At 69.6% G+C, this 21,257-nt stretch carries 18 protein-coding genes and 1 pseudogene; 10 read left to right on the plus strand and 9 right to left on the minus strand.

Features of this window, described 5'->3' with window-relative positions; translation table 11 throughout:
• Window positions 1-2: 2 nt before the first annotated feature.
• Entirely contained in the window at window positions 3-542 is a 540-nt protein-coding gene (locus tag H7A72_RS13960) for a hypothetical protein (RefSeq protein ID WP_084453009.1), read from the minus strand.
• A 134-nt stretch (window positions 543-676) separates the two neighbouring features.
• Between H7A72_RS13960 and icmF the strand changes: the two genes are divergently transcribed.
• From icmF to H7A72_RS13980, 4 genes are all read left to right on the plus strand, one after another.
• Window positions 677-3,928 (plus strand): fused isobutyryl-CoA mutase/GTPase IcmF, encoded by a 3,252-nt coding sequence (gene icmF / locus H7A72_RS13965; RefSeq protein WP_185220899.1) that lies wholly within the window; start codon window positions 677-679, stop codon window positions 3,926-3,928.
• Window positions 3,929-4,013: 85 nt separating this feature from the next.
• Window positions 4,014-4,379, plus strand: coding sequence for a YidH family protein (locus tag H7A72_RS13970; RefSeq protein ID WP_084453013.1), 366 nt, complete (start codon window positions 4,014-4,016; stop codon window positions 4,377-4,379).
• Between the two features lie 2 nt (window positions 4,380-4,381).
• Window positions 4,382-4,699 carry a DUF202 domain-containing protein gene (locus tag H7A72_RS13975; protein ID WP_185220900.1) on the plus strand — a complete coding sequence of 106 codons (318 nt, stop codon included), beginning with the start codon at window positions 4,382-4,384 and terminating at the stop codon, window positions 4,697-4,699.
• Window positions 4,699-5,454, plus strand: coding sequence for a helical backbone metal receptor (locus tag H7A72_RS13980; RefSeq protein ID WP_185220901.1), 756 nt, complete (start codon window positions 4,699-4,701; stop codon window positions 5,452-5,454). Before H7A72_RS13975 ends, H7A72_RS13980 begins: the two co-directional genes overlap by 1 nt.
• Window positions 5,455-5,538: 84 nt before the next feature.
• On the opposite strand, the gene H7A72_RS13985 is transcribed toward H7A72_RS13980, so the two are convergent.
• From H7A72_RS13985 to H7A72_RS14000, 5 genes and pseudogenes are all read right to left on the minus strand, one after another.
• A complete protein-coding gene (locus H7A72_RS13985; RefSeq protein ID WP_185220902.1) occupies window positions 5,539-7,284 on the minus strand; it encodes a S8 family serine peptidase in 1,746 nt (581 codons plus the stop codon).
• A 98-nt stretch (window positions 7,285-7,382) separates the two neighbouring features.
• Entirely contained in the window at window positions 7,383-7,664 is a 282-nt protein-coding gene (locus tag H7A72_RS17235; protein ID WP_370543540.1) for a ParA family protein, read from the minus strand.
• 109 nt (window positions 7,665-7,773) lie between these two features.
• Window positions 7,774-8,280: pseudogene (locus tag H7A72_RS17240) on the minus strand (ParA family protein); the annotation flags it as partial.
• Between the two features lie 50 nt (window positions 8,281-8,330).
• Window positions 8,331-9,596 carry an acyl-CoA dehydrogenase family protein gene (locus H7A72_RS13995; protein ID WP_185220903.1) on the minus strand — a complete coding sequence of 422 codons (1,266 nt, stop codon included), beginning with the start codon at window positions 9,594-9,596 and terminating at the stop codon, window positions 8,331-8,333.
• Window positions 9,597-9,640: 44 nt separating this feature from the next.
• Complete coding sequence (locus H7A72_RS14000) at window positions 9,641-10,966, minus strand: acyl-CoA dehydrogenase family protein (protein ID WP_185220904.1); 1,326 nt, start codon at window positions 10,964-10,966, stop codon at window positions 9,641-9,643.
• A 294-nt stretch (window positions 10,967-11,260) separates the two neighbouring features.
• Here H7A72_RS14000 and H7A72_RS14005 point away from each other — a divergent pair, with 294 nt between their 5' ends.
• The gene (locus H7A72_RS14005; RefSeq protein WP_084453024.1) at window positions 11,261-13,099 is read left to right on the plus strand and encodes a phosphoenolpyruvate carboxykinase (GTP); all 1,839 of its coding nucleotides are present in this window, start codon (window positions 11,261-11,263) and stop codon (window positions 13,097-13,099) included.
• Window positions 13,100-13,210: 111 nt separating this feature from the next.
• On the opposite strand, the gene H7A72_RS14010 is transcribed toward H7A72_RS14005, so the two are convergent.
• From H7A72_RS14010 to H7A72_RS14020, 3 genes are all read right to left on the minus strand, one after another.
• A complete protein-coding gene (locus tag H7A72_RS14010; protein ID WP_185220905.1) occupies window positions 13,211-13,711 on the minus strand; it encodes a helix-turn-helix domain-containing protein in 501 nt (166 codons plus the stop codon).
• Window positions 13,712-14,476: 765 nt separating this feature from the next.
• A protein-coding gene (locus H7A72_RS14015; protein WP_185220906.1) for an IS3 family transposase occupies window positions 14,477-15,747 on the minus strand; the annotation gives its coding sequence in 2 pieces (ribosomal slippage) (window positions 14,477-15,402 and window positions 15,402-15,747; 1,272 coding nt in all).
• 77 nt (window positions 15,748-15,824) lie between these two features.
• A complete protein-coding gene (locus H7A72_RS14020; RefSeq protein ID WP_185220907.1) occupies window positions 15,825-16,226 on the minus strand; it encodes a heavy metal-responsive transcriptional regulator in 402 nt (133 codons plus the stop codon).
• A 55-nt stretch (window positions 16,227-16,281) separates the two neighbouring features.
• Between H7A72_RS14020 and H7A72_RS14025 the strand changes: the two genes are divergently transcribed.
• The 5 genes from H7A72_RS14025 (at window position 16,282) to H7A72_RS14045 (ending at window position 21,245) form a co-directional block, all read left to right on the plus strand.
• Entirely contained in the window at window positions 16,282-16,587 is a 306-nt protein-coding gene (locus H7A72_RS14025) for a thioredoxin family protein (RefSeq protein ID WP_185220908.1), read from the plus strand.
• Window positions 16,584-17,939 (plus strand): NAD(P)/FAD-dependent oxidoreductase, encoded by a 1,356-nt coding sequence (locus H7A72_RS14030; protein WP_185220909.1) that lies wholly within the window; start codon window positions 16,584-16,586, stop codon window positions 17,937-17,939. The genes H7A72_RS14025 and H7A72_RS14030 overlap by 4 nt, the downstream gene beginning before the upstream one ends.
• Before the next feature lie 443 nt (window positions 17,940-18,382).
• The gene (locus tag H7A72_RS14035) at window positions 18,383-19,924 is read left to right on the plus strand and encodes a replication initiator (RefSeq protein WP_185220910.1); all 1,542 of its coding nucleotides are present in this window, start codon (window positions 18,383-18,385) and stop codon (window positions 19,922-19,924) included.
• The gene (locus tag H7A72_RS14040) at window positions 19,921-20,115 is read left to right on the plus strand and encodes a helix-turn-helix domain-containing protein (protein ID WP_200811140.1); all 195 of its coding nucleotides are present in this window, start codon (window positions 19,921-19,923) and stop codon (window positions 20,113-20,115) included. Before H7A72_RS14035 ends, H7A72_RS14040 begins: the two co-directional genes overlap by 4 nt.
• Entirely contained in the window at window positions 20,112-21,245 is a 1,134-nt protein-coding gene (locus tag H7A72_RS14045; RefSeq protein ID WP_185220911.1) for a site-specific integrase, read from the plus strand. The genes H7A72_RS14040 and H7A72_RS14045 overlap by 4 nt, the downstream gene beginning before the upstream one ends.
• Window positions 21,246-21,257 lie beyond the last annotated feature (12 nt).

Consider the following 21,257-nt stretch of genomic DNA (forward strand, 5'->3'; position numbering starts at 1 on the left):
CCTCAGCAGGTGACCTCGTGCAGCGCCGGCCAGACCGGCTGGCCGGGGTTGCCGTGGAGCTGGACGACGGCGTCCGGCCCCGACCACCGGACGGCGTACTCCCCCAGGCTCGCCGGTCGACCACCGTCGTCGGCGGTGTAGTCCGACTGGAGACGGACCGGCCCGACCCTCCCCGCAGCGCCCACCCGGCCGGAGCCGAGCATGAGGAAGCTCGACTCCTCGACGACGACCCGACACCCCGACGGCCCCACGGGCGCGAGCACGACGTAGGAGCTGCCGAGACCGAGGACGCCCCGCGCGCCGACGACGAGGACGACGGCGAGCACCGCGAGGGCAGCACAGGCACTCCGGCCGGCGGCCCCGTCACCACCTGCGCGCACCCGCCGGACGACGAGGCCGACCACGACGAGGCCGAGGACCGCGGTCACGACCTCGGGTCGCAGGAGGAGGCCCCCGACGACGAAGGGAGGACCCCACAGCGAGAGCACGAAGAGCCCCACGACGACCGCGGTCGTCCAGGGCGAGGTCAGCAGGCGGCGCACGGGCTCAGGCTGGCACGCCGACCGGGGCGATCATCGGGCGGAGATCTGCAGATCGTGTGGAGGTCGGCCGGTTTCCCAAAATTACTTGGATGTCCTAGTATTTGAGAACCCGCACTTCGACGACGAGGTAGGACATGTCCACGCCCGAGCTGCACTCCCCGACCCACCCGGTCCGGTTCGTCACGGCGTCCGCGCTCTTCGACGGCCACGACGCGTCGATCAACATCATGCGCCGCATCATGCAGAGCCAGGGCGCGGAGGTGATCCACCTGGGGCACAACCGCTCCGTCCAGGAGGTCGTCGACGCGGCGATCGACGAGGACGTGCAGGGCGTCGCCGTCTCGTCCTACCAGGGCGGGCACGTCGAGTACTTCGAGTACCTCACCCAGCTGCTGCGCGAGCAGGGCGCTGGCCACGTCAAGGTCTTCGGCGGTGGCGGCGGCGTCATCGTCCCCGAGGAGATCGCCCGGCTGCGCGAGGCCGGCGTGACGATCTTCTCCCCCGAGGACGGCCAGCGCCTCGGCCTGCCCGGCATGATCAACCAGCTGATCACCGACTGCGACACCGATGTCTGGGAGGGCGGCCCGGTCGGCCTCGAGGCGGTGCTCGCCGGCGAGCGCGCTGCCCTGGCGCGGGCCATCTCGGGCGCCGAGCTCGGCCACCTCGACGAGACCTTCCTCGGCGGCATCGCCGAGGCCGCGAAGAAGTCCCACGCCCCGGTCCTCGGGCTGACCGGCACCGGCGGCTCGGGCAAGTCCTCGCTCACAGACGAGCTCGTGCGCCGCTTCCGCGTCGACCAGCAGGACAAGCTGCGCATCGCCGTCATCGCCGTCGACCCGACCCGACGCAAGGGCGGTGGCGCCCTGCTCGGCGACCGCATCCGGATGAACTCCCTGGGCGAGAGCCTCTCGGGGGCGTCGCCCGTCTTCTTCAGGTCGCTCGCCACCCGCGGCGACCGCGAGGTGCCCGAGGCCCTGTCGACGGTCATCGACATCACCAAGGCCGCCGGCTTCGACCTCGTCGTCGTCGAGACGCCCGGCATCGGGCAGGGCGACGCCGCGATCGTCCCCTTCGTCGACGTGCCGATGTACGTCATGACGCCGGAGTTCGGCGCGGCCAGCCAGCTGGAGAAGATCGACATGCTCGACTTCGCCGAGGTCGTGGCGATCAACAAGTTCGAGCGCCGCGGCGCCGCCGACGCACTGCGCGACGTCGGCCGCCAGCTCGTCCGCAACCGCGAGGCCTTCGGCCAGCGCCCCGAGGACATGCCGGTCTTCGGCACCTCGGCCGCGACCTTCAACGACGACGGCGTCACCGGCCTCTACCAGCACCTACGCGACCTGCTCGCGGCCAAGGGGCTGCCGGTCGAGGAGGGCCAGCTGGCGCCCGTCGACACCAAGCACTCCACCCGCTTCGGCCAGGTCGTCCCGGCCACCCGGGTGCGCTACCTCGCCGAGATCAGCGAGGCCGTCCGCGGCTACCACGCACGCACGACCGAGCTCGCCGACAGCGCCCGCCGCGTGCAGCGGCTGGCGGCCGTCGACGACGAGCTGACGGCCGCGGGCAAGGACGGCCACGGCGTCGACGAGCTGCTCGACGCGGCCCGCCAGGCGCTGCCCACCGAGGTGGCCGACCAGATCGAGCGCTGGCCCCCGGTCGTCGAGTCCTACTCGGGTGACGAGCAGGTCGTGACGATCCGCGGTAAGGAGCTGCACACCAAGCTGACCAAGGAGTCGCTGTCGGGCAACAAGATCCCGCGCGTCGCCCTGCCCAAGCACACCGACCACGGCGACCTCGTCACCTTCTGGCGGTCGGAAAACCTGCCCGGTTTCTTCCCGTACACCGCCGGCGTCTTCCCCTTCAAGCGCGACAACGAGGACCCGGCGCGCATGTTCGCCGGCGAGGGCGACCCCTTCCGCACCAATCGCCGCTTCAAGCTGCTCTCGCAGGGCCAGCCGGCGACCCGTCTGTCGACGGCCTTCGACTCGGTGACCCTCTACGGGCGCGACCCGGGTGAGCGCCCCGACATCTACGGCAAGGTCGGCACCTCGGGCGTCTCCGTCGCCACTCTCGACGACATGAAGGCCCTCTACTCGGGCTTCGACCTCGTCTCCCCCACGACGAGCGTGTCGATGACGATCAACGGCCCCGCGCCGACGGTTCTCGCCTTCTTCCTCAACACGGCGATCGACCAGCAGGTCGACGCCTTCCGCGAGCGCGAGGGCCGCGAGCCCTCCGGCGCCGAGGCCGAGGAGCTGCGCGCCCACGCGCTGGCCAATGTCCGCGGCACGGTGCAGGCCGACATCCTCAAGGAGGACCAGGGGCAGAACACCTGCCTGTTCTCCACGGAGTTCAGCCTGCGGATGATGGCCGACATCCAGGAGTGGTTCATCGAGCAAGGGGTGCGCAACTTCTACTCGGTGAGCATCTCCGGCTACCACATCGCCGAGGCTGGGGCCAACCCCATCAGCCAGCTGGCCTTCACCCTGGCCAACGGCTTCACCTACGTCGAGGCCTACCTCGCGCGGGGCATGGACATCAACGACTTCGCACCCAACCTGTCCTTCTTCTTCTCCTCCGGCATGGACCCCGAGTACTCGGTCCTCGGCCGCGTCGCCCGCCGCATCTGGGCGGTCGCCATGAAGGAGAAGTACGGCGCCAACGACCGCAGCCAGAAGCTGAAGTACCACATCCAGACGAGCGGCCGGTCGCTGCACGCGCAGGAGATGGACTTCAACGACATCCGCACGACGCTGCAGGCGCTCAACGCGCTCTACGACAACGCCAACAGCCTGCACACCAACGCCTACGACGAGGCCGTGACGACGCCGTCCACCGAGTCGGTGCGCCGAGCCCTGGCGATTCAGCTGATCATCAGCCGCGAGTGGGGCCTGTCGATGAACGAGAACCCTCTCCAGGGGTCCTTCATCATCGACGAGCTCACCGACCTCGTCGAGGAGGCCGTGCTCACCGAGTTCGACCGGATCAACGACCGCGGCGGTGTCCTCGGCGCGATGGAGACCGGCTACCAGCGCGGCCGCATCCAGGACGAATCGCTGCTCTACGAGCACCGCAAGCACGACGGGTCCCTGCCGATCGTCGGCGTCAACACCTTCCTGCGTGAGGACGGCGCGAAGGGAGAGCCCGACGAGATCGAGCTCGCCCGCGCCACCGAGTCGGAGAAGCGCTCCCAGCTCGAGCGGGTGCAGACCTACCAGGAGACGCACCGCGAACACGCCGAGGAGGCGATCGCGCGCCTCAAGGAGGCGGCGACGACCGATGCCAACGTCTTCGCCGTGCTCATGGACGCCGCCCGGGTGTGCAGCCTGCAGCAGGTGACCGACGCCTTCTTCGAGGTGGGTGGCCAGTACCGCCGCAATGTCTGACGCCCCTCTCGCGCATTGCCCTACGGCAATGCGCACTCCCGGCCGCATTGCCGTAGGGCAATGCGGACCTCGGTAGCCTGCGACCGTGACCTCAGACCGCTGGCCCGGGTACGTCTACGGCGAGGGAGAAGAACCGGACTACCGCTTCTCCCTCGCCAACGAGCGCACCTTCCTCGCCTGGCTGCGCACGACCCTCGCGCTGCTCGCCGCCGGTGTCGCCGTGGACGTCATCGACATCGGTGTCCCCGCCGCGATGACCACCGGGCTGGCCGCGATGCTGCTGGCCCTCGGAGCGCTGTGCCCGCTCCTCGCCTTCCTCCGGTGGGCGATGGCCGAGCGGGCGATGCGAAGGGAGGAGCCACTCCCTTCGCTCGGGGTGTCGGCTGCGGTGATCACCGGTGTCGTGCTCGTCGCCGCGGCCGCCCTCGCCGTCGTCGTGGCGGGCGGCTGACGATGACCGAGCTCGCGAGGTCGGCGCCGCGGGGCGCCCAGCCGGAGCGCACCGCGCTGTCGTGGCAGCGCACCTCGCTGACGACCGCTGCGGGGGCCGCGATCATCGCCCGGCACACGACCGGCGAGATCGGACCGGCCGCGCTGCTCATCATGCTCGCCACACTCGGTCTGGCCGGGGCCGCCTTCGCCATGGGCCGCCGCCGCTATGCGGCCGCCCTCGAGTCCACCCGACGACGCGACGGCCGGGCTCCCTTCGTCCTCGCCGTGGCCGTCGCCGGCATGGCGGCGACGGAACTGCTCGCCCTGGCGGTGCCCTGATGCTGCGCGACGACCTGGGTGCGCCCGTCGACCTGACCGCTCCCCCGCGGCGGGTCGTCTCGCTCGTGCCCAGCCTCACCGAGGCGATCGCCACGAGCTGCCCCGAGACCCTCGTCGGCGCGACCGACTGGTGCACCCACCCGGCCGACCTCGACGTGGCCCGGGTCCGCGGCACCAAGAACCCCGACCTGCGCGCGATCGCCGACCTCTCCCCCGACCTCGTCGTCGCCAACAAGGAAGAAAATCGCGAGCTCGACGTGCGCCGCCTGCGTGAGCGAGGTGTCACCGTGTGGGTCACCGACATCGAGGACGTGCCGTCGGCGCTGACCTCGATGCGCCGGCTCTGGGTCGAGGCGCTGCGCCAGCCGGTGCCCGAGTGGTTGGTGCAGGCCGAGCAGCTTTGGGGCACAGCGGCGCCCGCCACCCGAGGGACCGTCGCCGTCCCCATCTGGCGCGACCCGTGGATGGCCGTCGGCCCCCGCACCTACACGACCGACCTGCTGACGCGGCTCGGCTGGACCAATGCCCTCGCCGGCCCCGACGCCGACCCGAGCGACCGCTACCCGCACGTCGACCTGGCCGATCTCGACCATCCCGGCGTCGACCTCGTCCTCCTGCCCGACGAGCCCTATGTCTTCACGGCCGAGGACGGACCGGAGGCCTTCACCCACGCGCCGACCCGGCTCGTGAGCGGCCGCCTGCTCACCTGGTACGGCCCGGCGATGGTCGAGGCCCACGAGACGCTCGCGACGTGACGAAGGGGGCCGGTCACCTCGCGGTGACCGGCCCCCTTCAAGGCTCCTGCGTCGCATCTCAGGACGACGCTTCCTGGTGGTGCGTCAGAGCTTCTTCTTCGCCACCGCGGCCTGGGCGTCGATGATGCCCTCGCCGTAGAAGCCGTTGAAGTCCTCGTCACCGACGCAGGTGGCGGTGTAGGCCGCCGGGAGCTCCGGGTAGACGACGGTGCGCGGCTCGGGGCAGGCCTTGTTGCGGGCCGTGCCGAGCAGCACCCCGCGGGTGGTGTCCGCGGCGAGGCCGAAGCCGGCCTTGCCCGCGGTCTTGCCGTAGCGCGAGACGATCAGGGAGGCGACACCCGCCGCGTGCGGCGAGGCCATCGAGGTGCCCTGGTAGTACTCGTAGTAGCCGCACTGCTCCTTGCCCTTGACCCTGCCGCAGTCCTTGAAGACGTAGCCCTCACCGGCCTCGGTGATGTTGCCGTCCTCGTCGACCGAGCCCTCGGCCTTGACGACGTTTTCCGGGACGGACGACAGGATCAGGTTGCTCGGGCTGCGGTAGTCGGGGGTGCCGTAGTTGTCGCGGGAGTCACCACCGGGGGCGCTGATCTCGATCTCGTCGGAGGTCAGGTCGGTCGTGTAGTTGGAGAAGTAGGACTTGCGCTCCGTCGGGCCGACGGCCGAGACGCCGATGACGTGCGGACCCTCGACCGGCAGGTCCTTGCAGCTCGAGTTGTCGATGGTGCGGTCGTGCGCATTGCCCTCGGGGTAGTTGGGGCTCTCCGAGTCGGTCCCGGGGTTGGCCAGGTCCGTCGCGGCGTTGCCGAGCGCACCGACCATGGTGACGTCCTTGGAGTGCGCGTAGTTGAGCGCACGCGACATCGACTCGATGATCATGTCCTGCTCGGCGGCCTCCTCCGGGCTGTCCTCGGGCGCACCGCCCTCGCAGTAGTAGGCCCACGGGTCGACGTAGAAGCTCATGTTGACCACGTCGAGGCCGGCGTCGGCGGAGTAGGTCAGGGCGTTGACGGTGGGGCCGACGAAGAAGTAGCCCGCGTCCTGACCGGCGCGAACGTTGACGATCGAGACGTCCGGCGCGACACCGGAGACACCGATGCCGTTCTTGGCCGCGGCGATCGTGCCCGCGACGTGGGTGCCGTGCCCGCCGTTGTCGACGTCGGCCGGGTCGACGCAGGACTCGACCTCGCAGGGCCCGTCGATGTCGGGGATGTCGGTGGTGAAGTTGCGCGAGAGCTTGTGGTCGAAGTTGGGCGCGATGTCCGGGTGGCTCGCGTCGACACCGGTGTCGATGACACCGACCTTGACCCGCTTGTCGCCGGACTCGACCTTGTGCGCGGCAGACGCGTTGATCATGTCCAGGCCCCAGAGCTTGTCGTCGAGGGGGTCGGCCCCCTTGCTCTTGCCCTTGCCCTTGCCCTGGCCCGCGGCGGCGGCCTTGCCCTTGGCCTGGGCGCGCGGACGCTCGAGCTGCTGCTTCTTGGCGCGCTCCTGCGGGGAGCGACCGACGATGCCCTCCTCGGCGGCGCCGAAGACGCCCTTCATCGCCCGCGTCTTCGCGGCGAAGGCGGTGTCGGTGGACGTGACGGTGACCATCCCGACCTTGTCGTTGACCGAGACGACCTTCGCCCCCTTCGCCTCGAGGCGCTTGGCGAGGGCGGTGGCGCTGCCGCCACGGTCGGCGAGCACGACGTAGCTCGTCTCGGCCCCGGTGGCGGAGACGGTCGATCCGGTCTCGACGGTGGGTGCTGCGGTGGCGGTTGCAGTGGCGGTCAGCCCGGTCGCCCCGAGCGCGAGGGCGCCCAGGACCGCGGCCATGCGCTGGTGTCGCATGTGGTTCCTCCCGATGGTGATCGGCGGCGGTACGCCGCCATCGGGAACTGTATGACTCAGGTCACGCATCCGGGGGAGATCGCTGAGTCAGGAAATGGTCAGGGACGCTGCCGTCGAGCCGCCCGCAGGGCGTGGGCGAGGATCCCGTCGAAGAGCGCCGCGACCTCGCGGGCGCCCGGGTTGCGCAGGGCGTGGATGGGGACGTAGGCGCCCTGCGCACGCTGGACCGCGGCGCGCTCCGGGATCTGCTGGGTCAGCACGAGCGGCCCGAAGAGCGAGGTGAGCTCCTCGACGCGGTAGCGGTGCTCGCCGATGTTGGGGCGCACGCGGTTGATGACGATGCCGAGCGGCTGGAGGCGGGGGTTGAGCTGGGTGCGCACGTCGTGCACCGCCCGCAGCGCCCGGTCGGCCGCGGCGATGGCGAAGACCCCCCGGCTCGGTGACGATGATCGCCCGGTCGGCCGCGGCCAGACCGATGCGAGTGAGGCCCCCGAGCGAGGGCGGGCAGTCGACGAGCACGAGGTCGTGGTCGCCGGACACCTTGTCGAGCACGGTGCGAAGGGAGGTCAGCCGCCGGGAGGAGAGGTCGGTGCGATCCATCGCGGCCAGGTCGTCGCCGCCCACGACGACGTCGACGGGCGGGTGGTCACCGTCGCTCCAGTGGCTGCGCAGGGTCGCTGCGCGCAGGTGACGGCGGCGCGGCTCGTCGATGACGAGGGCGCTCGAGGCGCTGACCTCCCCGTCGACGTCGAGACCGGCGGTCGAGTCGCCCTGCGGGTCGAGGTCGACGACGAGCGTGCGCAGCCCGGCGGCCCGCGCGGCCGCGACGAGCCCGAGGGTGACGGACGTCTTGCCCACACCACCCTTGAGGCTGCACACCGCGAGGACGATCACGCCCCGATGATAAGGCGCGGCGCCCCCTTCGTCCGGGGTGGGACGAAGGGGGCGCGGCGGCGGCTGCAGTCTCCTGAAGGTCGTGCGCCCCCGAGACCGCATTGCCCTACGGCAATGCACACCCGAGACCGCATTGCCCTACGGCAATGCGACTACTTGAGCTCCTTGCTGGAGTAGCCGAGGAGCCGGCGGGCCACGACGAGCAGCTGGATCTGCTGCGTGCCCTCGAAGATGTCGAGGATCTTGGAGTCGCGGGCCCACTTCTCGAGCAGGTGCGTCTCGGCGTAACCGGTGGCGCCGGCCAGCTCCACGCAGGCGAGGGAGACGTTGACGCAGGTGCGCCCGGCCTTCGCCTTGGCCATCGAGGCCTCCATCGAGTTGGGCTTGCCGTTGTCGGCCATCCACGCCGCGCGCAGGGTGAGCAGGTAGGCGCTCTGGTAGTCGGCCTCGAGCTCGATGAGCTTGGCGGCAGCGGCGGACTGCACATTGGCCGGCCGGTCCCAGTCGACCTCGATGCCGGCCTCCTTGAGCAGCTCCGTGGTCTTGTCGAGCGACGCACGGGTCAGCCCCAGCGCCATCGACGCGACGAGCGGACGCGTGTTGTCGAAGGTCTGCATGGCGCCGCCGAAGCCGCCCTCGATCTTGATCTCCGGGTCACCCAGGAGGTCCTCCGCCGGCACGCGGCAGTCGTCGAGGACGAAGGCCGCGGTGTCGGACGCGCGGATGCCGAGCTTGTGCTCCAGGCGCACCAGCTGCAGTCCGGGGTTGTCGCGCCGGACGACGAAGGACTTGATCGCCGTCTTGCCCAGGCTGCGGTCGAGGGTCGCCCAGACGACGACGAGCTCGGCCCGCTCACCGGAGGTGACAAAGATCTTCTCGCCGTTGAGCACGTACTCGTCGCCGTCCTTGACCGCGGTCGTGCGGATGGCGCCGGAGTCCGAGCCGACGTCGGGCTCGGTGATGGCCATGGCGGCCCACTTGCCGGCGTAGCGCGCCTTCTGCTCGTCGTTGGCGACGGCGGCGATCGCCGCATTGCCCAGCCCCTGGCGCGGGATGGACAGGGTCAGCCCCACGTCGCCGCGGCAGGTCTCGAGGATGGAGAGCACCGACGAGAGGTTGGAGCCGTTCTTGTTGTCCTTGGGGCCCTTTTTCGGGCTGCGGCCGGAGCCGACGGCCGCGACGTCGCCCTCCTCCGCGCCGTCGTCCTTGGCGCGGGTCGAGGAGGAGGCACCCGCGCCCTGGCCGGCGCCACCGTCGGACATGCCGTCGATGACGGCCGAGACGAGGTCGAGCTCGGCGGGGTACTCGTGCTCGGCGCGGTCGTACTTGCGCGAGATGGGCCAGAAGACCTCCTCCGCCATGCCGCGCGCCTGGGCGACAAGGGGTCGGAACTTCTTGGGAACCTCGAGGTCGATCATGATCGTGTCCTTCGTGTCAGGTCTGTGGGGTGAAGGGGCCGCGCTCAGACGAGCAGCGTGCCCTCGAGGACTCCGGCGCCCCGCAGGTCGCGGTACCAGCGCTCGTTGTCGAACTCCTTGACGAAGCCGTGGCCGCCGAGCAGCTGCACGCCGCTCGATCCGATCCACGTGGCGTGGCGGCTGACGAGGCTGCGGGCCTGGGCGATCTCGGCGCTGGCGTCCTCGCCGCGGTCGAGGCGGGCGGCGGCCTTCCACACGACGAGGCGCAGTCCGGCCAGCTCGATGGCGATGTCGGAGACGGTGAAGGCGACGGCCTGGCGGTAGCCGATCGGCTCGCCGAAGGCCTTGCGCTCCTTGACGTACTCGCTCACGTGGTCGAGCACCGCCTGCGAGGTGCCCACGGCGGCGGCCGCCCAGGCCAGCCGAGCACGGCGCACGGCGTCGGCGTGGTCCTCGGCGGTGCCGAGCAGGTCGCTCTTGGCGACGCGGGCGCCCTCCAGGTGGAGTCGGGCGGTCTTGGCGGCACGGACTCCCATGGCCGGGTCGTCCTCGGTCTTCACGCCCTCGGTGCCGGGCTTGACGAGGACCAGTCGCGGCTCGCCGTCGATCGCGGCCGAGACGATGAAGAGGTCGGCCGCCTCGGCGCCGGGGACGATGGCCTTGACGCCGTCGAGGACGATCTCGTCTCCCTCGACCCGGCCCGTGGTGCGCAGGGCGAAGGGGTCGAACAGCGGCTGGGGCTCGTGCAGGGCGAGGGCCGCCGTCGGCGGCGTCTCGCCGGTGAACTCCGGCAGGTAGGTCGCCTGCTGGTCGGCGTCGCCGTAGGCAGCGATGGCGGTGGCGACGGCAGCCGGCGCCATGATCGCCGTGGCGATCCCCATGTCGCCACGGGCCAGCTCCTCGAGCACGATCGCGCCGGTGACGGCGGAGCGCTCCTCGGCGATGCCGTCGAGCTCGGCCGGGACCCCGACGAGGTGGAGCCCGACCTCGGCCGCGGCGGTGCGGACCTCGGCCGGCACGGCGCGCTCGGCGTCGGCGGTCGCGGCGGCGGGGCGGATGATCTCGTCGGCGAGCTCACGCGCCACGCCCTGGATCATCTGCTGGTCCTCGGTGGGCGTGAGGTCGAAGAGCGGCTTCGGCTTCGCCGTCGCGGCGCGGGCCGGGCCGCCGGAGCCCTGCTTCTTGGTGAAGGCGCGCCCAGCAGCGGTCTGCGCCTTGAAGCCGGTGACGGCGCCCTTGTAGAGGTACCGCTCGACCTTGGCGCGCACCTCCTTGTCCTTCAGGCCGGGCAGCCCGCCGGCCTTGGCGATGAGCCGCAGGCCGAGTCGCTGGCCCTTGTCGGCCAAGGACATCGTGTCGGTGGAAGCCATGTGGGAGAACCCTTCGCGACAGTGCTGAGTGGAACGGAAAGTGTGCGATACCGACAGTACCTGCTACACCTCGTATCGGTAAACCGGCGAGTCACTACGAGTTTCGGCAGCACCCCTGGACGGGACGGTCGAAGGGAGAGGCTCGCGCCCCCTTCGCCCCGCAGGTGGGTCACATCACGCCTCGGGGCCCCGGACCTCCCCGCCGTGACCAGCCGCCGGACGGTAGCCTGCCCGCAACCGGGAGAACCCGCGAGGGACCGCCCGCACACCAAGCACGTGAGAGGGAAACTGAGCATGGTCGACGTCGACGCCGCGCTTGACGCGTCAGGTCTCACCAACGAGGCCGTTCGCGAGTACGTGAAGCACTGGGCCGAGATCACCCAGCCGGACCGGATCGAGGTGGTGGGCGCCGACGACGACGACCGCCTGATCGCCGAGGCCGTCGAGGCGGGTGAGCTCCTCCCCGCAGGCGAGGGCCGCTACTACTCCCGCTCCTACTCCAAGGACACCGCGCGCTCCGAGGAGCGCACGATCGTCGCGACCAACGACGAGAAGGACAAGGGCGTCTACAACAACTGGCGCCCCGCCGCGGAGATGAAGGAGAAGCTGACCGAGCTCATGCGCGGTCAGTCCAAGGGCAAGACGATGTACGTCCTGCCGTACCTCATGTCCCCCAAGGGCAACGAGCTCGCCCAGTGGGCCACCGGCGTCGAGCTGACCGACTCCCGCCCCGTCGTGCTGCACATGATCCGCATGTCGCGCGTCGGCGTCGAGCACGTCAACGACCTGCCGGTCCAGGACGACTTCGTCCGCGCCGTCCACGTCACCGGCGACCTCGAGAACCTCGGTCAGGGGACGCCCGACGACAAGCGCTACTTCGTCACCGTCGCCGACGAGCGGACCATCCTGCACTTCGGCTCGTCCTACGGCGGCAACGCTCTGCTCGGCAAGATCGCCCACGGCCTGCGCCAGGGCGCCTACGACGGCTGGGCGACGAAGAAGTTCCTCGCCGAGCAGTACATGCTCATCGGCATCACCGACAAGGAGACCGGCAGGCGCTACCACATCACCGGTGGCTTCCCGAGCGCCTCGGGCAAGACCAACCTCGCGATGATGCTGCCGCCGGACGCCCTCGGCGACCGCTACCAGGTCGACTTCTACGGCGACGACATCGCCTGGCTGTGGGTCGACGAGTCCACCGGCAAGCTCATGGGCATGAACCCCGAGTTCGGCGTCTTCGGTGTCGCCAAGGACACCAACGAGAGCACCAATCCGACGGCGCTGCACTCCGTCGACCCGGGCACCAAGGTGATCTTCACCAACATCGCCTACAACCCCAAGACCGAGGAGGTCTGGTGGGAGGGCCGCACGCCCGAGCCGCCGGCCGACGTCGACGGGTGGCTCGACTGGAAGGGCGACGCGATCGCCGACCGCGAGCCCGGCGACACCTCGCCGTGGGCGCACCCCAACAGCCGCTTCACGACGACGCTGGCCAACGTGCCCAACGCCGCCCCCGACTTCGATGAGGCCGCGGGTGTCGAGATCGACGCGATCATCTTCGGTGGCCGCACGCGTGACCGCGAGCCGCTGATCCGCGCGATCACCGACCTGCCCGAGGGCGTCTACGACGGTCTGACCCTGGGCGCCGAGGCGACGGCCGCGGCCGAGGGTGTCGAGGGCCAGCTGCGCTACGACCCGATGTCCAACCGCCCCTTCATGGCCTACGGCGAGGGCGACTACGCGCGCCACTACCTCGACATCGTCGGGGCCGCCAAGGACAAGCCGCTCTTCGCGCACGTCAACTGGTTCCAGAAGGACCCGGAGGACGGTCACTACCTGTGGCCCGGCTACCGCGAGAACCTCCGCCCCCTGCTGTGGCTCATGCAGCTCAAGGCGGGCGAGGTCACCGGTCGCCAGACCCCGGTCGGCATCATCCCGACGCAGGAGGAGCTCGAGCTCACCGGGCTCGACCTGCCGCAGGAGGACCTCGACCGCATCCTCGACATCGACGTGGCCCGCTGGCAGCAGGAGATGGGCTTCCGCGAGGAGCACCTCAAGGCCTTCGACCGGCTGCCCGAGGAGATCTGGGAGGCCCACCGCCGCGTGGCCGCCGACCTGGACAAGCAGGCCTGATCGGACCGAGCACGACGAAGGGCGTCACCCCAGTGAGGTGGCGCCCTTCGTCGTACCCGACGTCGGCCCAGGGAGCGCCCGGAGGGGCTCCGGGGGACGAAGGGGGGCGGCTCAGCGTCCGCCGAGCTCTCCGGCAGCGACGAGCCGGTCCCGGCGGCCGCGCCAGGGCTTGTCCCAGGACATCTCCTCGGGGCGCATCGGCTCGTCGCAGGCGCTGCAGACCTCGCCGCGCGTCGTCTCCTCGCCGCAGGCTTCGTGGATGAGCGCCATGTGGCCACCGCCGGGCGGCGTCGTCGTGTGCCGCTCCCCCCAGATCGCCAGCTGCTGCAGCACCGGGAGCAGCTCGGCGCCCGCCTCGGTCGCGGCATAACCCTGCCGCGTGCGTCCGCCGTCGTCGTAGTCGACGCGCTCGAGCAAGCCGGCCTCGACCATCGCCCGCAGCCGCCGGCTGAGGACCGCGTCGGAGATGCCGAGGTTGTCGCGCAGCGTGTCGAAGCGCCCTCGCCCGTGGAGGACGTCGCGGATGATGAGCAGGACCCAGCCGTCACCGAGGACGTCGAGCGAACGCCGGACAGGGCACAGGTCGTCGGACCAGTCGGATCGAAGCGGCATGCGGGGCCTCCGGGGGTCGTGGGCTGCGCCCCAGCATAACTTCCCCGAAGAAAGTTGAAGGGCGCCGAGCGCACATGCCCCGGGCACGAGTCAGGCCCCGGTCGCCAGTGGCGATCGGGGCCTGTCCGTCTGTCTCAACACAGAGCGCGCCCGTAGGGATTCGAACCCCAAACCTTCTGATCCGTAGGCGGATCCACGGGTGGCCCGCCCCTGCTCAAGGCCCATGGGTCCGGGTCAATGGTGTCGGCTGGTTGGAGCTCTTCCGGATGTGTACACCAGCGGTTGCTGTCATGGCTGCTGTCAGGTGGGCGAAGAGAGCCATCGACCCGATAGCGGAGCAGTCCCGGCCGGAGTGGGCATGGGTCAAGCGGCGAACCGAGACGAGGAGGTATGGAGCACAGGCGCGGAGCGCGTCCCTGATGGTGCAACCACTGGCCGCTTGAGCCGTGACCGTGGAGGACGGATCGTGTAGCGGCGGGTCGACGGATCGAAGGGTGAGGGCGTCTCGGTACTGGACCGGGGCGCCTTCGTCATCTCCGGCCGCTCCGCGGGCGACCGCGAGAACGGCCGCCAGGCCGCATGCGCAGCGGTCGCCCGCGAAGCGGGCGGCCAGCGGCGACGGAGTCGCCGCCTTGAGTCAGTAGAGAAAGTTCTCACATCCCCCGCCTGGTGCGCCACAGTGACGCCCGGGTTTGGCGCCTTGTGGCTGGCCCGAATCCGAGCGTTTGAGGGGCCCTACCCCCGGTTCTTGGACACAGGGTGTGATTACGCGGCGGTCGGCAGCGTAGCGGCCCGGCGGGCCTCGTAGGTGGACGGGGACAGGTAGCCGCACCAAGTGTGACGGCGGCGGGTGTTGTAGCGGACGAGCCACCTGAAGACCTGCCGGCGGCAGGTCAGGTCGTCACTCCAGCAGGCGGCGTCTTGGAGGACCTCGCGCTTCATCGTGGCGTTGAACGACTCGGCGAGCGCGTTGTCGGCCGACGACCCGACGGCTCCCATGGATTGGGCGATGCCGAGCTTCTTGCAGAGCTTGGCGTAGGCCTTCGAGCAGTAGACCGACCCGTGGTCGCTGTGGAAGATCGCGCCCTTGAGGCTGCCGCGGGTCGCGGCAGCGGCGTTGAGAGCGTCCTCGACCAGCTCGGTGCGCATGTGGTCGGCGATCGCCCACCCGGCCAGCCGACGGCTGTAGCAGTCGATCACGGTCGCTAGGTACAGGTTCGTCCCGTCGGCCAACGGCAGGTAGGTGATGTCCCCGACGTAGCGTCGGTTCGGCGCAGGAGCGGTGAAGTCCCGGTTCAGCAGGTCTGGGTACTTCTGCCCCGAGGGTTCGGGGATCGTGGTCCGCACGCGACGCTTCTTCACATAGCCGCGGATGCCCTCCAGCCGCATCACCCTGGCCACGCGCTTGTGATTCACCCGTGCACCGGCAGGCGCGTTGTCGTTGAGTTCGGCGGTGATCCGAGGCGCACCCTGGGTGTTGTCCTCGGCATGGACGGCCCTGATCCGCTCCGCGAGCTCGGCATCAGCCCGGGCACGCCCCTCGCGTGTCGGGGCAGCCTTGAGCCAGGCGTAGTAGGACGAGCGCTCGACCTCGACGAGCTCGCACAGTCGCTTCACCCCGCCGCGATCGGCGAAGGTGGCGGAGTTGTCAGCGACGAACTGGAAGCGACTCACCAGCGCGTCTCCCCGGCGAAATACTTGGCCGCCCGCTGAAGAATCTCCCGCTCGGTGGTCAGCTTCGTCGTCTCGACCTCGAGCTCATTGACCCGAGCCTCGAGCCGGGCGATCTTCTGCTCCGGCCTCTCATCAGCCGGCGTCGAGGAACTCTTCGACGGCTTGGACTGCAGCGGGCTGGAGGTCAACGTCCCGTCAGCAGCGGTCTTCTTCCCGGTCCCGTACGCCTCGAGCCAGTGCCGCAGCGTGCCCCGCACGATGCCCAGGTCCTCGGCGATGCCGCGGACCGTGGCGCCCGGGGTGGACTCGTACAAGTCGACTGCCTGACGACGGAACTCCTCGGAGTAGTTCTTCCTGGCCATGATTCTCGAATCATCTCGCTTCCCCAGCACCAGGTGCTGGATTCTGCGTGTCCAAGAACCGGGGTCAGGCCCCGAGGCTAGGTCCCAGTGGAGAGTACGTGGCAGATGTGGTCCTCTGTGCAGTCAGCGGGATTCAGCTGCTGGCTGCGCTCGTGCAGTGTTTCGAGTGCAGTTTGTAGCGCGGCAAGGTGCCGGACCCGTTCCCGCACGTCGGAGAGTTTGGTGTCGATGAGTCCGCCCACGTGCTCGCAGGGCGCTGTGCCGTCGTCACGAAGGTCGATGATGCTGCGGATCTCGGAGAGCGTGAGACCGGCGCCTTGGGCCACGCGGATGAAGCGCAACCTGACCAGCGTGGATTCGTCGTAGACGCGGTAGCCGTTGGTGCTCCGTTCGGCGTGGGGCAAGAGGCCTTTGCGTTCGTAGAACCGGATGGTCTGGCTGCTCACTGAGGCAGCCTCGGCGAGCTCAACGATCAACATGTCGTCCACCCCCAGCCTAGACCTTCTAGTACAGTACAACGTTTACCGTCGGAGCATGGACGTCGCCTTGTTGTACTTCGATGACTGCCCGAACTGGAAGTTGGCCGATCAGCGGCTTGCCGCGATCGCCGTCGAGCGCCCTGATGTTGTGGTGACCCGGCGCCGCGTTGAGACCGTGGATGAGGCCGAAAGGCTGGGCTTCCACGGGTCGCCCAGCATCCTGGTCGGCGGGGTCGACGTCTTCGCCGGGCCAGGTGCGGAAGTGGGCTTGTCCTGCCGCCTGTACCCCACACCGGACGGTTTGGCGGGGGCGCCCACGATGGAGCAGCTTCGAGCAAAATTCGACGTGGCGGTGGCATGACGATGCGGGGTTACGACTTGATGGTGATCGGAGCGGGCATGGCCGGCGTGGCAGCGGCCAATAAGTGCGCCTCGGCGGGGTGGAACGTGGCGATCGTCGACGCGCTGCCGTACGGCGGCACGTGCGCTCTGCGTGGGTGCGACCCGAAGAAGATCCTGCGCCGGGGTGCCGAGATCATCGACAGTGCGCACCTGATGCGCGGCAAGGGTATCGACGACGCCAATCTGTCGATCAACTGGGCGGATCTGGTGAAGCACAAGCACGGGTTCACCGACCCGGTGCCAGCAGGCATAGAGGATGGCCTCGCGGGCAATGGCGTCGACACACTGCACGGACAGGCACGGTTCACCGGTCGAAACACACTCACGGTCGACGGCACTCCGTACGAGGCGGCACACTTTCTGATTGCCGCGGGCGCCCGCCCCCGCCCACTGGCCTTTCCGGGCCATGAGCACCTGATCGACAGCACAGACTTCATGGACCTTCCCGAGTTGCCAGAGCGGATTCTGTTCGTCGGTGGTGGCTTCGTCTCCTTCGAGTTCGCCCACATCGCGGCGCGCGCGGGCAGCACTCCGGTCATCCTCGACCGCGGGCCCCGACCGCTCAAGGCCTTCGACCCCGACCTGGTCGAGCTCCTCATCAGCCGCGGCGCTGATGCCGGAGTCGGGCTGTGGCGCTCCAGCACCATCACCGCCATCGAGAAGTCCGCTGCCTCCTACCGGGTCGAGATGGAACGGTCTGGCCAGCCCGAGACGGTGGAGTTCGACCTTGTCGTGCAGGGCGCGGGGCGGGTACCGGATCTGGGCGGACTTGACCTCGAGGCCGCTGGGATCGAGTGGGACGAACGTGGAGTGCGGGTGGGGGCTGATCTGCGGAGCACCAGCAACTCGGCGGTCTACGCCGCCGGCGACGCAGCCAGCAGCCCCGGGATGCCACTGACACCGGTAGCGGTGTTCGAGGGCAAAGTTGCCGCGTCGAACATGCTCAAGGGGACCGCGACCGAACCCGACTACGCCGGGGTGCCCACGGCGGTCTTCACGATCCCTGAACTCACCCGAGTGGGGATGCTCGAACAAGACGCCCACGACCACGGCCTCGACGTCGAAGTCCGCTACCGCGACACGAGTAGCTGGTTCTCCAACTACCGGATCGGCGAGACCACTGCAGCCACCAAGATCCTCGTCGAGCGAGCCACGGACAAGATCCTCGGGGCGCACCTACTCGGCCCGGGATACGGCGAGCTGATCAACTTCCTGGGCTTGGCCATAAAGCTCGAGCTGACCACCCGTCAGCTGAAGTCAATGACCGCCGCCTACCCCACCGTCGGGTCAGACCTCGGATCGATCCTCTGAGGGGACTTGCCGCGCTCGTGCAGCCACCCGATCGCTCCAATCACATATCAAGCCGGTCGACGTGGGCAGACGCGACCAAGCCTCGGGGACCGTTAGGAAAGAGTCAGGTTTGCGTCAAGGATCTCCGCGAAAGTGGAACTGGGCCCCCTTGGGGGGCAACGTGGCTGGTGCGGATCATCACAGACGCACACACATGGACGGGAGTATCCCCGGGGGTCGGCTCCCCTCTCGGGCCTGACGGCTCGCTCTCACCGATAGCCGCGACAGAGACTCACTGACTGGATCCGCCACTCGCACCCCTTTCGGGTGTGCCCGGCGTTGAGCGGCTCTGGAACGTCGGTGACCAAGCATCGCCGCTCACCCCACAGTCTGGGTGTGCCGCGCGGATCCCAGAGCCGCACTCCGGTCCGCGTGGCACACCCTTCTTTGGTTGGGAGGGGACCGTGGCCACCACAGACACACACGCCCCTGCCGCGCCCGAGGACCGCTTCCCCGGCTTCGGGGAGGACGCGCCGCTGGACATACCCGACCTCAACCACCCCGAGAACGCCAAGCTGATCGCCCAGCGGATGCGCGACGGGAGCATGGATGACTTCTCCCAGGCCCTGGGCACCACCCGCAACTGCGCCCACCCCGTCCGGCTGGCCGGGTCCTCGGTCACCGTCGACACCACCACGGGCGAGATCGTCTCTTCCTTTGATGCCAGTGACCTGCCGTTCGGGGTGCTGCACCGCGCGTGCGGCAACCGGCGTGCCTCGGTGTGCCCGTCCTGCTCACGCACCTACGCCCGTGACACCTACGCCCTCATCCATGCCGGGGTCGCCGGCGGCAAGACCGTCCCCGAGCAGGTGCGGGACAACCCGCTGCTGTTCGTCACCCTCACCGCCCCCTCGTTCGGGCCGGTCCACGGCCACCGCGGCGGGAGGGCCTGTCGGCCCCGGCGCCGGGATGACCGCAGCCGCTGCCCGCACGGTCGGCCGTTGTGGTGCACCCGTGTCCATGACCGGGATGACGAGGTCAACGGGGCGCCGTTGTGCTTCCAGTGCCACGACACGGCGTCGGCGGTGATGTGGCAGTGGCACGCCCCCGAGCTGTGGCGACGCTTCACCATCGCCTTCCGCCGTGCCCTCGCCCACCACCTGGCCGTGCCCGACTCCCGCCTGGACGAGCACGCGTCGATCCAGTACGCCAAGGTCGCCGAGCACCAGGCCCGCGGCCTGATCCACTTCCACGCCCTGATCCGTCTCGACGGACCCGCCGCCGGCGGCACCGGTTCGCCCGCTCCCCCATCGCTGGACGGTGACGCCCTCGCTGCCCTCGTCCGACGGGTCGTCCCGACCGTGACGACCATCGCCGAGCCGGTCGACCACGAGGACACCCCACGAGTGCTGGTCTTCGGGACCCAGGTCGACGTGCGCACCGTCCGTGACGGCTCGCGCACCGACGACCCGGGCGGCCCGCTGACCCCCGATCAGGTCGCCGGGTACCTGGCGAAGTACTCCACCAAGGACTCCTCCGGCCTGCACGGCCACGGCCAACAACGCCCGCACATCCTCGCCCTGCGCCGGCAGTGCCGAGAGATGGCCGCTAGGGCCGCGACCTTCCACGACCAGGACCACGACTACCAACGGATGGGCAAGTGGGTGCACTGCCTTGGCTTCCGTGGCCACTTCGGCACCAAGTCCCGGCGCTACTCGATCACCCTCGGCGCGCTGCGTCGTGCCCGCTCGCGGTGGCAGGCACTGGCCGCCGAGTCCCGCCGCACCGACCAGCCCCTCGACACCCGCGACCTCGAGGCACGCCTGCTCGCCGACGACGCAGAAGAGACCACCCAGGTGATCGGCACCTGGGCCTACGTCGGCACCGGCTGGCGCGACCACCTCGAGCAAGCCCTGGCCCTGGCGGTCGCAGCCCGCAACCGCGAGTACGACCTGTGGAAAGCCCAACGACGCAAGACACGAAGTGGACTAGAGAGTAGGGAATGACGATGCCAGAGAAGCTCTTGATGACGGTCACCGAAGCCGCTGAGGTGCTGAATGTCGGAAAGTCCGCCGTCTATGACCTCATCCGGATGAACACCCTGCCGAGCGTAAAGATCGGCCGATTGCGCCGGATCCCCGTCTCTGCCGTGCGGGAGTACGTGGCTGCGGTCTCTGAGGACTGGACCCTGACATGAGCAGGCGAGCCAATGGCGAGGGGTCGATCTACCAGCGCAAGGACGGACGGTGGACGGGCGCGGTCTACGTGTGGAACCGCGACGGCGGTCGGCAGCGTCGACAGGTCTACGGCAGAACGCGCGCCGAGGCTGCCGGCAAGGTGGCTGACCTGCTGAGCCTGAACCGGAAACACATCCCGGCGGCACCCGTGACGGTGACGGTCCAGCAGTACGCCGACTCCTGGCTCGATCGGCTCGGGTCCTCCGGGTTGAAGCCTGCGACGGTCAGCAACTACCGCTGGGTCCTCAACCGTCATGTCCTGCCACACCTCGGGCGTCAGCGGCTGGTGGCGCTGTCTCCTCAACATGTGCGTGCGTTGCTGCTCGCCGTCTCGGAGACTGGCTCGTCGGCGCGCACGGTGCAGCTGAGCCGGGCCGTGCTGCGATCGATGCTCGCGGATGCTGAGCGCGACCAACTGGTCCACCGCAACGTCGCGGCTCTGGTCAAGGGCCCACGGGTCGAGCGCGAGGAAGTAGTGCCGTGGTCGGCGGACGAGGCGGGCCGATTTCTGACGTCCTTGGAGGGCGACAGAATGCGACCACTCTTCGCGGTGGGTGTCGCTCTCGGTCTGCGCAAGGGCGAGTTATTGGCACTGCGCTGGCAGGACGTCGACCTTGACGCCGGAGTGCTGCGGGTGCGGGCGACGGTGCAGCGGCTCGGCAAGGGCGTCGGACTCGTGACCGGAGCACCGAAGACGGCGAAGAGTCGGCGCACCCTGCCACTCCCCCGCGTGCTGGTGGCCACCCTCCGCGACCATTGGGTGGTCCAGGAGCGGGAACGTGAGGCGGCCGCGTGGTGGCACGATTCCGGGCTGGTCTTCACCACGAAGGAGGGGACGATGATCGAACCCCGCAACCTCAACCGCTTCCTCGATGAGGCCATCGCCCGGGCAGGTCTTCGCCGCATCCGCTTCCACGATCTACGGCACACGTGCGCATCGCTGCTGCTGGCTCAGGGGGTCTCGCCGCGGGTGGTGATGGAGGTCCTCGGGCACTCCCAGATGAGCATAACGACCGATCTCTACGGTCACGTCATGCCCTCGTCGCTGCGCTCGGCCGCGGACGCTCTCGATGGGGTGTTCGAGGCGTGAAGTTTCCTGATC

It is taken from the genome of Janibacter sp. YB324 (genome assembly GCF_014217915.1).
Taxonomy (GTDB): Bacteria; Actinomycetota; Actinomycetes; order Actinomycetales; family Dermatophilaceae; genus Janibacter; species Janibacter indicus.